Annotated in this window: 13 protein-coding genes and 1 tRNA gene; all 14 read left to right on the top strand. The window is 60.9% G+C overall.

Annotation, left to right across the window (positions count from 1 at the left end; genetic code table 11):
- Positions 1-92 (top strand): EF-Tu C-terminal domain-related protein (locus tag B059_RS20600; protein ID WP_018079645.1); only part of this gene is annotated, 92 nt, incomplete at its 5' end.
- A gap of 69 nt (positions 93-161) precedes the next feature.
- A tRNA-Trp gene (locus tag B059_RS0118155) sits at positions 162-237 on the top strand.
- Positions 238-266: 29 nt separating this feature from the next.
- On the top strand, positions 267-614 hold the full coding sequence (gene secE / locus B059_RS0118150) for a preprotein translocase subunit SecE (protein ID WP_018079644.1): 348 nt from the start codon (positions 267-269) through the stop codon (positions 612-614).
- Positions 611-1,144 carry a transcription termination/antitermination protein NusG gene (gene nusG / locus B059_RS0118145; RefSeq protein ID WP_026177640.1) on the top strand — a complete coding sequence of 178 codons (534 nt, stop codon included), beginning with the start codon at positions 611-613 and terminating at the stop codon, positions 1,142-1,144. Before secE ends, nusG begins: the two co-directional genes overlap by 4 nt.
- Before the next feature lie 100 nt (positions 1,145-1,244).
- The gene (gene rplK / locus B059_RS0118140) at positions 1,245-1,676 is read left to right on the top strand and encodes a 50S ribosomal protein L11 (RefSeq protein WP_018079642.1); all 432 of its coding nucleotides are present in this window, start codon (positions 1,245-1,247) and stop codon (positions 1,674-1,676) included.
- 1 nt (position 1,677) lies between these two features.
- Entirely contained in the window at positions 1,678-2,373 is a 696-nt protein-coding gene (gene rplA, locus B059_RS0118135) for a 50S ribosomal protein L1 (protein WP_018079641.1), read from the top strand.
- A gap of 276 nt (positions 2,374-2,649) precedes the next feature.
- Positions 2,650-3,171, top strand: a complete 522-nt coding sequence (rplJ, locus tag B059_RS0118130) for a 50S ribosomal protein L10 (protein ID WP_018079640.1) — start codon at positions 2,650-2,652, stop codon at positions 3,169-3,171.
- Between the two features lie 67 nt (positions 3,172-3,238).
- Complete coding sequence (gene rplL / locus B059_RS0118125) at positions 3,239-3,619, top strand: 50S ribosomal protein L7/L12 (RefSeq protein WP_018079639.1); 381 nt, start codon at positions 3,239-3,241, stop codon at positions 3,617-3,619.
- Between the two features lie 274 nt (positions 3,620-3,893).
- On the top strand, positions 3,894-7,973 hold the full coding sequence (rpoB, locus tag B059_RS0118120) for a DNA-directed RNA polymerase subunit beta (protein WP_018079638.1): 4,080 nt from the start codon (positions 3,894-3,896) through the stop codon (positions 7,971-7,973).
- A 20-nt stretch (positions 7,974-7,993) separates the two neighbouring features.
- The gene (gene rpoC / locus B059_RS0118115) at positions 7,994-12,193 is read left to right on the top strand and encodes a DNA-directed RNA polymerase subunit beta' (protein WP_018079637.1); all 4,200 of its coding nucleotides are present in this window, start codon (positions 7,994-7,996) and stop codon (positions 12,191-12,193) included.
- A gap of 171 nt (positions 12,194-12,364) precedes the next feature.
- Positions 12,365-12,742: a 30S ribosomal protein S12 gene (gene rpsL / locus B059_RS0118110; RefSeq protein WP_011310913.1), complete on the top strand. Its 378-nt coding sequence runs from the start codon at positions 12,365-12,367 to the stop codon at positions 12,740-12,742.
- A 77-nt stretch (positions 12,743-12,819) separates the two neighbouring features.
- Complete coding sequence (rpsG, locus tag B059_RS0118105; RefSeq protein ID WP_018079636.1) at positions 12,820-13,290, top strand: 30S ribosomal protein S7; 471 nt, start codon at positions 12,820-12,822, stop codon at positions 13,288-13,290.
- 44 nt (positions 13,291-13,334) lie between these two features.
- A complete protein-coding gene (gene fusA / locus B059_RS0118100) occupies positions 13,335-15,425 on the top strand; it encodes an elongation factor G (RefSeq protein ID WP_018079635.1) in 2,091 nt (696 codons plus the stop codon).
- A gap of 24 nt (positions 15,426-15,449) precedes the next feature.
- Positions 15,450-15,540: GTP-binding protein (locus B059_RS20595; protein ID WP_038059333.1), on the top strand; the 91-nt coding region annotated here is incomplete at its 3' end.

Genomic DNA, 15,540 nt, shown 5'->3' with positions numbered 1-15,540 from the left:
AGCCGATCGCCATGGACGAAGGCTTGCGCTTCGCCATCCGCGAAGGCGGCCGCACCGTCGGTGCAGGCGTCGTGGCCAAGATCGAAGAGTAAGGCGGGCGGGTTTGCTACAAGGCGGACCTGGCGTGCGGAATGTACGTTTGGTCCTGCCTTTAAGAATACAGGCCAATAGCTCAATTGGTAGAGCGTCGGTCTCCAAAACCGAAGGTTGGGGGTTCGAGACCCTCTTGGCCTGCCACAGGATAAGCCGTAAGGCGCACAGCATTCATGGCTGACAAACTCAAGCTGCTGGTAGCAGTGTTGCTGGTCATCGCAGGGGTGGCCGGCTTTTATTTTTTTGCGGGCGCGCCAACTGTGGTGCGGGTGTTGTCCGTGCTGGTGGGCATCGTGCTGGCGGGCGCCGTTGCCGGAATGTCGGGCCCGGGCAGGCAGTTTTTCCGTTTCGCGCTCGATGCGCGTGACGAGGCGAGAAAGGTTGTCTGGCCAACCCGCAAGGAAACCATCCAGATGACGGGCGTGGTGATGGCGTTTGTGGTCGTGATGGCGCTCTTTTTGTGGGCGGTGGACGGCATTTTGATGTGGTTGGTCAAGTTGGCCATGGGACGGGGGGTTTGAGTATGCGGTGGTATGTGGTTCATGCCTACTCCGGCTTCGAGAAAAGCGTCGCGCGCAATTTGATCGAGCGCATCGAGCGTGCCGGCATGAAGGATCGCTTTGGCGAAATTCTGGTGCCGGTGGAAGAAGTGGTGGAAATGAAGGGCGGTCAGAAAAAGACCGCCGAGCGCAAGTTCTTTCCCGGCTATGTCCTGGTGCAGATGGAGATGGACGACGATACTTGGCATCTGGTGAAGAGCACGCCCAAGGTCACCGGGTTTGTCGGCGGAACCGCAACTAGACCCGCGCCTATTTCCGAGAAAGAAGTGCAGTCCATCCTCGATCAGATGCGCGAGGGGGTGGAGAAGCCCAAGCCGAAGGTTCTGTTCGAGGTAGGTGAGGTGGTCCGGGTCATTGATGGCCCGTTTACCGACTTCAACGGCAATGTGGAAGAAGTGAATTACGACAAGAGCAAGTTGCGCGTGTCGGTGATGATTTTTGGCCGGGCGACGCCCGTCGAACTGGGGTTTGGTCAGGTCGAAAAAGGCTGAGTTCCGGCATTGACGCCGGAGCGCGGCATCCGGTTTTTCCGGAGAGGAGCGCGAGTAGGGCAACCCAAAGCGCGTTGGTACTCACTAATTAGGAGCCATCATGGCAAAGAAGATTGTCGGCTATATCAAGCTGCAAGTGCCGGCGGGCAAAGCAAATCCGTCGCCCCCCATCGGTCCTGCGCTCGGCCAGCGCGGCCTGAATATCATGGAATTCTGCAAGGCGTTCAACGCCAAGACGCAGGGCATGGAGCCCGGTCTGCCGATCCCGGTGGTGATTACCGCATTTGCGGACAAGAGTTTCACCTTCATCATGAAGACGCCGCCCGCGACGGTGCTGATCAAGAAAGCGATCAAGCTCGACAAGGGTAGCGCCAAGCCGAACCTGGATAAAGTGGGGACGATCACCCGTGCCCAGCTCGAAGAAATCGCCAAGACCAAGGAGCCCGACCTGACAGCGGCCGATATGGACGCGGCAGTACGCACCATTGCCGGCACGGCCCGTTCCATGGGCATCATCGTGGAGGGAGTCTGAGATGGCTAATGCATCCAAGCGCTTGCGCGCACTCAAAGAGAAGATCGACCGCAACCGTAATTATCCGGTGGCCGATGCCCTGCAGCTGGTCAAGGAAACCGCAACCGCCAAGTTCGACGAGTCGGTCGACGTCGCCGTCAATCTCGGCGTCGATGCGCGCAAATCCGACCAGATGGTGCGCGGTGCCGTGGTGCTGCCCAAGGGTATCGGCAAGACCGTGCGTGTCGCCGTGTTCGCCCAGGGCGACAACGCGCAGAAGGCGCGTGACGCCGGTGCGGATATCGTCGGTTTCGATGATCTTGCGGCCGACATCAAGGCTGGCAAGATGGACTTCGACGTGGTGATCGCCACCCCTGATGCCATGCGCGTCGTCGGTCAGCTCGGTCAGATCCTGGGCCCGCGCGGCCTGATGCCGAACCCGAAAGTGGGTACGGTGTCGCCTGACGTGGTGGGCGCGGTAAAGAACGCCAAGGCCGGCCAGGTGCAGTACCGCACCGACAAGGGCGGCATTGTGCATTGCACGATCGGTCGCGCCTCGTTCAGTATCGATGATCTGAAGGAGAACCTGGCGGCTCTGTTGGACGCGTTGCAGCGCGCCAAGCCCGCCAGCTCCAAGGGTATCTATTTCAAGCGCCTGTCGGTGTCGAGCACCATGGGCGTGGGCGTGCGCGTGGACCAGGCCAGCGTCAGCGCGTAGTTTCTGGTTGCGGGCATCTCTGCAAAGAGTGCCTGAATGAACTTTGGGCCGTCAGCCGGCAGGTTTGGCTGACGGGTTGTCAAAGACCGTAGGCATCCGCAAGGATTTAATTGCCGGCGGGCGGTAGATGGGTGATGGCGTTCTGTCCTCTGTTTGTCTTCGCCGGCCCCTACGCAGATGGCGTTCCCCAGCAGGATTTTCCTGTCAAGGCCGCCAGCCGGAGCATCCCGTGGGCACAAGCGGGCAACGCTCCGTAACTGAGAAGGAGGTAAGACCTTGAGTCTGAATCTTGAAGAGAAGAAAGCCGTCGTTGCCGAGGTCGCCGCGCAGGTTGCGGCCGCCCAGACGGTTGTCGTTGCCGAGTACCGCGGCATCACGGTGGAAGGCATGACCCAGCTGCGCGTGAAAGCGCGCCAGGACGGGGTCTATCTGCGCGTGTTGAAAAATACGCTGGTGCGCCGGGCGGTTGCGGATACGCCGTTTGCAGGCATTGCCGACCAGCTGGTCGGTCCGCTTGCCTACGGTATTTCCAAAGACCCGGTGGCGGCCGCCAAAGTGATGCACGAGTTTGCCAAGACCAACGACAAGTTCGTTATCAAGGCCGGTGCCATGCCCAATTTCGTCATGTCCGCCAAGGATGTGGGGAACCTGGCCAGCATGCCCAGCCGTGACGAGCTGCTGTCCAAGCTCTTGGGCACCATGCAGGCCCCGATCGCGCAATTCGTTCGTACGCTCAACGAAGTGCCGACCAAGTTCGTTCGCGGACTGGCTGCGGTGCGTGACAAGCAGGCTGCCTGAGCGGCCTGCCGACATCCGAATCGACAAATTGTTTTTAATCTGAAGCACATTGACAGGAGTATTACAAATGGCTGTTTCTAAAGCTGAAATTCTCGACGCGATTGCTGGCATGACGGTGCTGGATCTGTCCGAACTGATCAAGGAAATGGAAGAAAAGTTCGGTGTGTCCGCCGCCGCCGCTGCGGTTGCCGTGGCTGCCCCCGCCGCTGGCGCTGGTGCCGCTGCTGCTGAAGAGCAGACTGAATTCACCGTGATGCTGAATTCCGCTGGCGAAAAGAAAGTGGAAGTCATCAAGGTGGTGCGTGCTGCAACCGGTCTGGGCCTGAAAGAAGCCAAGGATCTGGTCGACGGCGCACCCAAGGCGGTAAAGGAAGGCGTCAACAAAGCCGATGCCGACGCGCTGAAGAAGCAGTTGGAAGAAGCTGGCGCATCCGTCGAAGTCAAATAAGTCACAACGGACAAACAGGGCGGCGCGTGCAAGCGCGCTGTCTGCTTTCCGGTGACGAAATTGATTCGATCGTGTGTTGCGGGGAAACCCGCAGCAGACGCAAGCAGCAAATACCCGGAACCCGGAATCGGCTTCCGGGTCATTTGCTTTTTGCGTGTGCCCCACAAGGGGACTCCGACTTTCAGCGGGGCAAAGCCCGTGAAAGCCCGTATTCCCCGCAAAGCGCCGGCCGTAGCCTGCGTGCCCGCTTGCCCCTGATCGTCAAGGAGACCCCATGGCTTATACCTTTACCGAGAAAAAACGTCTGCGCAAGAGCTTTGCCAGCCGTACCAATACCCTTCCGGTGCCTTTTCTTCTGGCGACCCAGCTTGAATCCTATCGTGCTTTTCTGCAGGAAGGCCGTTCGCGCGAAGAGCGCCTGAACGAAGGCCTGCAGGCCGCGTTCACCTCGATTTTCCCCATCGTCAGCCATAGCGGCAATGCCCGCCTGGAATACGTCAGCTACACGCTGGGCGAGCCGGTGTTCGACATCAAGGAATGTCAGCAGCGTGGCCTGACCTATTGCGCGCCGTTGCGCGCCAAGGTGCGCCTGGTCATCATGGACAAGGAAGCATCAAAACCGACGATCAAGGAGGTCAAGGAGCAGGAAGTCTACATGGGCGAAATTCCGCTCATGACTCCGACCGGCTCGTTCGTGATCAACGGCACCGAGCGGGTGATCGTGTCGCAGCTGCACCGCTCCCCCGGGGTGTTCTTCGAACATGACCGCGGCAAGACCCACAGCTCGGGCAAGCTGCTGTTTTCGGCGCGCGTGATTCCCTACCGCGGCTCCTGGCTCGACTTCGAATTCGACGCCAAGGACATCCTGTTCTTCCGTGTCGACCGCCGCCGCAAGATGCCGGTCACCATCCTGTTGAAAGCGCTGGGCTACACGCCAGCCGCCATTCTGGACGATTTCTTCAGCAAGGATACCTTCTATATCAACACCCAGGGCGTGCAGTTCGAGCTGGTTCCCGAACGCCTGCGCGGCGAGATTGCACGCTTCGATATCTGCGGCAAGGACGGCCACGTCATCGTCGCCAAGGACAAGCGCATCACCGCCAAGCACATTCGTGAGCTGGATGCGGCAGGGGTCAAGAAGTGGGCGGTGCCAGCCGAGTTCGTGGTGGGCCGCGTGCTGTCGCAGGATGTGGTCGACACCAGCACCGGCGAGCTGGTGGCACGCGCCAACGACGAAATCACCGAAGAGCTGCTGACCAAGCTGGCAGAGGCCGGGATTGAGAAATTCAATACGCTCTACACCAACGATCTCGACCACGGCGCCTTCATTTCGCAGACCCTGCGAACCGACGACACCATCGACGAATATGCCGCCAAGGTCGCGATCTACCGCATGATGCGGCCGGGCGAGCCGCCTACCGAAGATGCGGTGAAGGCGCTGTTCGGCAATCTGTTCTTCAGCGACGAACGTTACGATCTCTCGGCCGTGGGCCGCATGAAATTCAACCGTCGCATCGGCCGCGAAGAGCTGACCGGCACCGGCACGCTGTCGACTGAAGACATCGTCGCCGTCATCAAGATCCTGGTCGAGCTGCGCAATGGCCGTGGCGAAATCGACGACATCGACCACCTCGGCAACCGCCGCGTGCGTTCGGTCGGCGAACTGGCGGAAAACCAGTTCCGCGCCGGCCTGGTGCGGGTCGAACGCGCGGTGCGCGAGCGTCTGAGCCAGGCGGAATCCGACAACCTGATGCCGCACGATCTGATCAATGCCAAGCCGGTATCGGCTGCGATCAAGGAATTCTTTGGCTCGTCGCAGCTGTCGCAGTTTATGGACCAGACCAACCCGCTGTCCGAGATCACCCACAAGCGTCGCGTTTCCGCGCTTGGGCCGGGCGGCCTGACCCGCGAGCGCGCCGGCTTCGAGGTGCGTGACGTGCACCCGACTCACTACGGCCGTGTGTGCCCGATCGAAACGCCGGAAGGCCCGAACATCGGTCTGATCAACTCGCTGGCCCTGTTCGCCCGCACCAACTGGTACGGCTTCATCGAGACGCCTTACCGCAAGGTGGTGGACAACAAGGTGACCGACGAAATCGAGTTCCTGTCGGCGATTGAAGAAAGCAAGTTCGTGATCGCACAGGCCAACGCCGAGCTCGATGCCAAGGGCAAATTCAAGGACGATCTAGTGTCGTGCCGCTACAAAAACGAATTCACGCTGTCGACGCCGGACCGTATTGAATTCATGGACGTGGCACCGGCGCAGATCGTGTCGGTGGCGGCTTCGCTGATCCCGTTCCTCGAACACGATGATGCCAACCGCGCGCTGATGGGCTCCAACATGCAGCGCCAGGCGGTACCGTGTCTGCGCCCGGAGAAACCCTTTGTAGGCACCGGCATCGAGCGTACCGCTGCAGTCGACTCTGGCACGGTGGTCACCGCGTATCGCGGCGGCATCGTCGATTACATCGATGCCGGCCGGATCGTGATCCGCGTGCACGACGAGGAAGCGCGTGCGGGTGAGGTTGGCGTGGATATCTACTCGCTGATCAAGTACACCCGTTCCAACCAGAACACCAACATCAACCAGCGTCCGCTGGTGAAGGTGGGCGATGTGATCGCCCGCGGCGACGTGATCGCCGATGGTGCATCGACCGACATGGGCGAACTGGCGCTGGGGCAGAATATGCTGGTCGCTTTCATGCCGTGGAACGGCTACAACTTCGAAGACTCGATCCTGATCAACGAAAAGGTGGTGGCCGAAGACCGCTACACCTCGATCCATATCGAGGAACTGTCGGTGGTGGCGCGCGATACCAAGCTCGGCCCGGAAGAAATCACCCGCGACATCTCCAATCTGGCCGAACGCCAGCTGGGCCGCCTGGATGAGTCCGGCATCATCGCCATCGGCGCCGAAGTCGAGGCCGGCGATGTACTGGTCGGCAAGGTCACGCCCAAGGGCGAAACCCAGCTGACGCCGGAAGAGAAGCTGCTGCGTGCCATCTTCGGCGAAAAAGCCAGCGACGTGAAGGACACCAGCCTCAAGGTGCCGTCCGGCATGTCCGGTGTGGTGATCGACGTGCAGGTGTTCACCCGCGAAGGCATCGAAAGAGATAAACGCGCGCAGTCGATCATCGACACCCAGCTGGCGGAGTACCGCAAGGACATGACCGACCGCATGCGGATCGTCGAGGACGACACCTTTGCGCGACTGGAAAAACTGCTGCATCTGAAAGTTGCCAATGGCGGCCCGAAGAAGCTCGCCAAGGGCAGCAAGGTTACCCGGGACTATCTGGAATCGGTGAACCGCCACGACTGGTTCGATATCCGACTGGCCGATGACGAAGCCAGCCGCCAGGTCGAATCGCTGAAAGACAGCCTCACGCAGAAGCGCATCGAATTCGATGTGATGTTCGAAGAGAAGAAGAAAAAGCTCACCGCGGGCGACGAATTGCCGCCCGGCGTGCAGAAGATGGTCAAGGTCTACCTAGCGGTCAAGCGCCGCCTGCAGCCCGGCGACAAGATGGCCGGTCGTCACGGCAACAAGGGCGTGGTGTCGAAGATCGTCCCGGTCGAGGACATGCCCTTCATGGCCGATGGCCGGCCGGTCGACATCGTGTTGAATCCGCTCGGCGTGCCGTCGCGGATGAACATCGGCCAGATCCTGGAAACCCACCTCGGCTGGGCATCGAAAGGCCTTGGCGAGAAGATCGGCGAAATGCTGGCGGCACAGACCAAGACGCTGGTAAAAGACCTGCGCCACTTCTTCAAGGACATCTACAACCAGTCCGGCAAGTCGGAAGACATCGATAGTTTCAGCGACGAGGAAGTAATCGAACTAGGCCGCAATCTGCAGAAAGGCGTGCCGTTCGCCTCGCCGGTGTTCGACGGCGCTTCGGAGGAGGAAATCCGCCGCATGCTGACGCTGGCCGGGCTGCCGGAAGGCGGCCAGGTCACGCTGTATGACGGTCGCACCGGCGAAGCCTTCGACCGCCAGGTGACGGTGGGCTACAAGCACGTGCTGAAGCTGCACCATCTGGTCGACGACAAGATGCATGCGCGTTCCACCGGCCCCTACTCGCTGGTGACCCAGCAGCCGCTGGGCGGCAAGGCGCAGTTCGGCGGCCAGCGCTTCGGCGAAATGGAAGTATGGGCGCTGGAAGCTTACGGTGCATCCTACGTGCTGCAGGAAATGCTGACGGTGAAGTCGGACGATGTGAACGGTCGCACCAAGGTGTACGAGAACATCGTCAAGGGCGACCACAAGATCGAGGCCGGCATGCCGGAATCCTTCAACGTGCTGGTGAAGGAAATCCGTTCGCTCGGCATCGACATCGATCTGGAACGTTATTAATTTAGGGTGAGGACACAGCCATGAAAGCACTGTTGGATCTTTTCAAGCAGGCCACCCACGAGGAAGAGTTCGACGCCATCAAGATCGGCCTGGCGTCGCCGGAGAAAATCCGTTCCTGGTCCTACGGCGAAGTGAAGAAGCCGGAGACCATCAACTATCGTACCTTCAAGCCTGAGCGCGACGGTCTGTTCTGCGCCAAGATCTTCGGCCCGGTCAAGGACTACGAGTGCCTGTGCGGCAAGTACAAGCGCTTGAAGCACCGTGGCGTCATCTGCGAGAAGTGCGGCGTCGAGGTCACGCTTTCCAAAGTACGCCGCGAGCGCATGGCGCACATCGAGCTTGCCAGCCCGGTTGCCCACATCTGGTTCCTGAAGTCGCTGCCCAGCCGTCTCGGCATGGTGCTCGACATGACCCTGCGCGACATCGAGCGCGTGCTCTACTTCGAAGGCTTCGTGGTGGTCGAGCCCGGCATGACGCCGCTCAACCGCGGCCAGTTGCTGACCGAGGAAGACTACCTCGCCAAGCTCGAAGAATACGGCGACGAATTCAAGGCGCTGATGGGGGCGGAAGGCGTGCGCGAACTGCTGCGCTCGCTCGATTTGCACACCGAGGTGGAAAGCCTGCACTCGGAAATCAGCAAAACCGGTTCCGACACCAAGCTGAAGAAGCTGTCGAAGCGCCTGAAGATTCTCGAAGGTTTCCAGAAGTCCGGCATCAAGCCGGAATGGATGATCCTCGAAGTGCTGCCGGTGCTGCCGCCCGAACTGCGTCCGCTGGTGCCGCTGGACGGCGGCCGCTTCGCCACTTCCGACCTGAACGACCTGTACCGCCGCGTCATCAACCGCAACAACCGGCTCAAAAGGCTTCTTGAACTGAAGGCGCCCGAAATCATCGTGCGCAATGAGAAGCGCATGCTGCAGGAAGCGGTCGACTCGCTGCTCGACAACGGCCGTCGTGGCAAGGCGATGACCGGCGCCAACAAGCGCCCGCTGAAGTCGCTGGCCGACATGATCAAGGGCAAGAGCGGCCGCTTCCGCCAGAACCTGCTGGGCAAGCGCGTCGACTACTCCGGCCGTTCGGTCATCGTGGTGGGCCCGACGCTGAAGCTGCACCAGTGCGGCCTGCCGAAGAAGATGGCGCTGGAACTGTTCAAGCCTTTCATCTTCAACCGCCTCGAAGTCCTGGGGCTGGCGACCACGATCAAGGCCGCCAAGAAGATGGTGGAGGACGAAGAGCCGATCGTGTGGGATCTGTTGGAAGAGGTCATCCGCGAGCATCCGGTGATGCTGAACCGCGCGCCGACGCTGCACCGTCTGGGCATCCAGGCGTTCGAGCCGGTGCTGATCGAGGGCAAGGCGATCCAGCTGCACCCATTGGTGTGCGCGGCGTTCAACGCCGACTTCGACGGCGACCAGATGGCCGTCCACGTGCCGTTGTCGCTCGAAGCGCAGACCGAAGCGCGCACCCTGATGCTGGCGTCGAACAACGTGCTGTCGCCCGCCAACGGCGAACCCATCATCGTGCCGTCGCAGGACATCGTGCTGGGCTTGTATTACATGACGCGCGAGAAGATCAACGCCAAGGGCGAAGGCATGCTGTTTGCCGACGTCACCGAGGCGCGCCGCGCCTACGACAACCGCGAAGCCGAGCTGCATGCCCGCGTGACCGTGCGCATCAAGGAAGTGACGCTGGACGAGAACAAGAACCGCGTCGAGACCGTCAAGCGGGTGGAAACCACGCTGGGCCGTGCGCTGTTGTCCGAAATCCTGCCGCCGGGGCTGCCGTTCAGTTTCGTCGACAAGGCGCTGAAGAAAAAGGAAATCTCCAAGCTGATCAACGCCAGTTTCCGCCGCTGCGGCCTGCGCGAGACGGTGATTTTCGCCGACAAACTGATGTACACCGGCTTCACCTTCGCGACCCGCGCGGGGATGTCGATTGCCATCAAGGACATGCTGATTCCGAATGAAAAAAGCCAGATCCTGGGCGCGGCCGAAGCCGAGGTGAAGGAAATCGAATCGCAGTACACCTCGGGTTTGGTGACTCAGGGCGAGCGCTACAACAAGGTGGTGGACATCTGGGGCCGCGCTGGTGACGCCGTGGCCAAGGCCATGATGGGACAGCTGGGCGGCGAGAAAGTCGTCGATCGCCACGGCAAGGAGGTCACCCAGGAATCGTTCAACGCGATCTACATGATGGCCGACTCGGGCGCGCGCGGTTCCGCTGCGCAGATTCGCCAGCTGGCCGGCATGCGTGGCCTGATGGCGAAGCCGGACGGCTCGATCATCGAAACCCCGATCACGGCGAACTTCCGTGAAGGCCTGAACATGCTGCAGTACTTCATCTCGACCCACGGCGCACGCAAGGGTCTCGCCGATACCGCGCTGAAGACCGCGAACTCCGGCTACCTGACGCGTCGCCTGGTCGACGTGACGCAGGATCTGGTGGTGGTCGAGGATGACTGCGGCACCAAGAACGGTCTGGTGGTGAAGGCGCTGGTCGAAGGCGGCGAAGTGGTCGAGGCCCTGCGCGAACGGATTCTTGGCCGTGTGGCCGCCAGCGACATTATTCATCCCGAAACCCAGGAAACCATGTTCGAAGCCGGCACCCTGCTGGTGGAAGACGTGGTCGACACCATCGAGTCGCTCGGCATCGACGAAGTCAAGGTGCGCACGCCGCTGACCTGTGAGACGCGCTATGGCTTGTGCGCCAAGTGCTACGGCCGCGACCTCGGCCGCGGCTATCTGGTCAACGCTGGCGAAGCGGTCGGCGTCATCGCCGCGCAGTCGATCGGCGAGCCGGGTACACAGCTCACCATGCGGACCTTCCACATCGGGGGTGCGGCATCGCGTGCCGCCGCAACCAGCCAGCTCGAAGCCAAGTCCAACGGCAGCGTGCAGTACACCGCCACCATGCGTTACGTGACCAATGCACGCAAGGAACTGGTGGCGATTTCGCGCAGCGGCGAAATCATCATTGCCGACGATGCCGGGCGCGAACGCGAGCGTCACAAGGTGCCGTACGGCGCCACGCTGATGGTGACCGACGGGGCCAAGATCAAGGCCGGCGCAGTGTTGGCCGCCTGGGATCCGCATACCCGTCCGATCATCACCGAATACGCCGGACGGATCCGCTTCGAGAACATCGAAGAGGGCGTTACCGTGGCCAAGCAGCTCGACGACGTCACCGGCCTGTCCACGCTGGTGGTGATCGATCCCAAGCGCAAGGCCAGCAGTGCTGCCAAGGGCGTGCGCCCGCAGGTCAAGCTGCTGGACGAAGCCGGCAATGAAATCAAGATCGCGGGTACCGACACGCTGGTCAACATCACTTTCCAGATCGGTTCCATCATCACCGTGAAGGACGGTCAGGATGTCGCGGTGGGTGACGTGCTGGCGCGTATCCCGCAGGAAACTTCGAAGACGCGTGACATTACCGGTGGTCTGCCGCGTGTGGCCGAGCTGTTCGAGGCGCGTTCGCCGAAAGATGCGGGCGTGCTGGCGGAAGTCACCGGCACCGTCTCTTTCGGCAAGGACACCAAGGGCAAGCAGCGTCTGGTCATCACCGACCTGGACGGGGTGGCGCATGAGTATCTCATTACCAAGGAGAAGCATGTGACGGCGCATGACGGCCAGATCGTCCAGAAGGGCGAAATGATCGTCGACGGCCCGGTCGACCCACATGACATCCTGCGCCTGCAGGGGGTGGAAGCGCTGGCGCGCTACATCACCGACGAGGTGCAGGACGTGTACCGCCTGCAGGGCGTCAAGATCAACGACAAGCACATCGAGGTGATCGTGCGCCAGATGCTGCGCCGCGTCGTGGTGGTGGATCCGGGCAACACCGGTCTCATTCCTGGCGAGCAGGTTGAGCGCTCGGAAGTGCTGCAGATCAACGACGATATGGCGGCTGCGGGCAAGGAGCCGGCCGTCTACGATCCGATCCTGCTCGGTATCACCAAGGCGTCGCTATCGACCGATTCCTTCATTTCGGCGGCGTCCTTCCAGGAAACCACGCGCGTACTGACCGAAGCGGCCATCATGGGCAAGAAGGATGAACTGCGCGGCCTGAAGGAAAACGTGATTGTCGGGCGCCTGATTCCGGCGGGAACCGGCCTTGCCTACCACAATACTCGTCGCCGCCAGGCAGCAGGGGAAGACCTTGGCGCCGACCGCCTGATCGAGGGCGGGGAAGCAAGCCCTGCCGAGGATCAGGAAGTTGCTTGACAGGAGGGGCCGGGGGCCCTAAAATCACGCGTCTTTTTCCGGCCACATACAAGTGCCACCGGGAAACGCAGGACTCTAGCCCGGGACGGCGCCGCGTTCAAAAATGCGGTTGGCGCCGTCCCGCTTGTTTTAGTAACGATACGCTCACCTTAATTTTTCGGAATTTTTGACATGCCAACGATTAACCAGCTGATCCGCAAGCCGCGCCAGGCGCCGGTGGAAAAGAGCAAGGTTCCGGCCCTGAAGGCCTGCCCGCAACGCCGTGGCGTGTGCACCCGCGTGTACACCACGACGCCCAAGAAACCGAACTCTGCCTTGCGCAAGGTCTGCAAGGTCAAGCTCACCAGCGGCTTCGAAGTCATCAGCTATATCGGCGGCGAAGGCCATAACCTGCAGGAGCACTCGGTGGTATTGGTGCGTGGCGGCCGGGTCAAGGATTTGCCGGGTGTGCGTTACCACACCGTGCGTGGCAGCCTGGATACCGCTGGCGTGAAGGATCGCAAGCAGTCGCGTTCGAAGTACGGCGCAAAGCGTCCCAAAAAGGCGTAATTGAAATCCGGCGCCCGAACAAGGCCTGCTGAATTCGGTGACCGAAGAAAGCTTAACTAGATTAGAGAGACAGGAAAATGCCCCGTCGTCGCGAAGTCCCCAAACGTGAAATCCTGCCTGATCCGAAATTCGGCAATCAGGAGGTTTCGAAATTCATGAACGTCGTCATGTCCAGCGGCAAGAAGTCGGTTGCCGAGCGCATCGTCTACGGCGCCTTCGAGCAGATCACCAGCAAGTCCGGCAAGGATCCTCTGGAAGTGTTCAGCACCGCGCTGAACAATGCGCGCCCGCTGGTCGAGGTCAAGAGCCGTCGCGTCGGTGGCGCCAACTACCAGGTGCCGGTCGAGGTGCGTTCGAGTCGCCGTACCGCACTGGCGATGCGCTGGCTGAAGGATGCGGCGCGCAAGCGTGGCGAGAAGTCCATGGGCGCCCGTCTGGCGGGTGAATTGCTGGATGCGTCCGAAGGTCGTGGCGGCGCAGTGAAGAAGCGTGAGGAAGTGCATCGTATGGCCGAAGCCAACAAGGCGTTCTCGCATTTCCGTTTCTAAGCGTTACTTTTTAAAACACTACCAGACACAGTCAGGACCATAACGTGGCACGCACGACTCCTATCGAACGCTATCGCAACATCGGCATTTCCGCGCACATCGATGCCGGCAAGACGACCACTACTGAGCGCATCCTTTTCTACACCGGTGTGAGTCATAAGCTTGGCGAGGTACATGACGGCGCGGCAACGACCGACTGGATGGAGCAGGAGCAGGAGCGCGGCATCACCATCACCTCCTCCGCCGTGACCTGTTTCTGGAAGGGCATGGATATGTCCATGCCCGAGCACCGTATCAACATCATCGATACGCCGGGGCACGTCGACTTCACCATCGAGGTCGAGCGTTCGATGCGTGTGCTGGATGGCGCGTGCATGGTGTATTGCGCGGTGGGTGGCGTGCAGCCGCAGTCGGAGACGGTGTGGCGCCAGGCCAACAAGTATGGCGTGCCGCGACTGGCATTCGTGAACAAGATGGACCGCTCCGGCGCCAATTTCTTCAAGGTTGTCGAGCAGATGCGCACCCGGCTGCAGGCCAATCCGGTGCCGGTCGTGATCCCGATTGGCGCGGAAGATGGCTTTGTGGGCGTCGTTGATCTGCTGGAAATGAAGGCGATCAACTGGGACGAGGCCAGCCAGGGCATGAAGTTCGACTACGCGGCCGTCCCGGCCGAGCTTGCTGAGCTCGCCGCGAAATGGCGCTCGAACATGGTCGAGGCTGCTGCCGAGGCTTCGGAAGAGCTGATGAACAAGTACCTTGAGGAAGGCGAGCTGAGCAAGGACGATATCGTGTTGGGTCTGCGGACGCGCACGCTTGCCGGTGAAATCCAGCCGATGCTGTGCGGTACCGCGTTCAAGAACAAGGGCGTGCAGCGCATGCTGGATGCGGTCATCCAGTATCTGCCGTCGCCGGTCGATATTCCGCCGGTTGACGGTGTGGATGACAACGATGCGGCGGTTGTGCGTCAGGCGGATGACGGCGAAAAGTTTTCGGCATTGGCGTTCAAGCTGATGAGCGATCCGTTCGTCGGTCAGCTGACTTTTATCCGTGTCTATTCGGGGACGCTGCAGGCGGGGTCTACCGTTCTGAACTCGGTCAAGGGCAAGAAGGAGCGCATCGGGCGCATCCTGCAGATGCGCGCCAACGACCGCGAGGAAATCAAGGAGCTGCGGGCGGGTGACATCGGGGCGGTTGTCGGGCTGAAGGATGTGACCACGGGCGATACGCTGTGCGATATTGCGGCTCCGGTCATCCTTGAGCGCATGGTATTCCCCGAGCCCGTCATCCACGTTGCGGTCGAGCCGAAGACGAAGGCCGACCAGGAAAAAATGGGCATCGCGCTGGGTCGCCTGGCGTCCGAGGATCCGTCGTTCCGTGTCCGCACGGACGAAGAATCCGGCCAGACCATTATCTCCGGCATGGGCGAGTTGCATCTCGACATCCTGGTCGATCGCATGCGCCGCGAATTCAACGTCGAGGCCAACGTCGGCGCGCCGCAGGTGGCGTATCGTGAGGCGATCAGAAAAGAAGTCGAGCAGGAAGGCAAGCATGCCAAGCAGTCGGGCGGCAAGGGCCAGTACGGCCACGTCTGGATCAAGATGGGCCCGAACGAAGCTGGCAAGGGCTTCGAATTCATCGATGCCATCAAGGGTGGAACGGTGCCGCGCGAATACATTCCCGCGGTCGAAAAGGGCTTGGTCGAGGCGATGAACAATGGCGTGCTCGCGGGTTTTCCCGTGGTTGACGTCAAGGTCACGCTGTTCGACGGCTCGTACCACGATGTCGACTCGTCCGAGCTGGCGTTCAAGTTGGCGGCCATTCTGGCGTTCAAGGACGGCATGCGCAAAGCCAGTCCTGCACTGCTGGAGCCGATGATGGCAGTCGAGGTCGAGACGCCCGAGGACTATATGGGTGACGTGATGGGCGACCTGAATCGCCGGCGCGGCATCATCCAGGGTATGGACGATGTGGCTGGCGTCAAGGCGATCAAGGCCGAGGTTCCGCTGGCTGAAATGTTCGGCTATGCGACCGATCTGCGTTCGATGTCGCAGGGGCGTGCAACCTATACGATGGAATTCAAGCACTACGCTGAAGCGCCGAAGAGCGTCGCAGAAGCGGTTATCGCCAAGAAATAGTTTTGATTTTATAGGGTATCTGAAATGGCTAAGGAAAAATTCGAGCGGACCAAGCCGCACGTAAACGTAGGCACGATTGGACACGTTGACCACGGCAAGACCACCTTGACCGCGG

Source organism: Thiobacillus denitrificans DSM 12475, assembly GCF_000376425.1.
Lineage (GTDB): Bacteria > Pseudomonadota > Gammaproteobacteria > Burkholderiales > Thiobacillaceae > Thiobacillus > Thiobacillus denitrificans.
The sequence above is the reverse complement of the archived record's forward strand: the minus strand, read 5'-3'. Positions and strand labels throughout refer to the sequence as shown.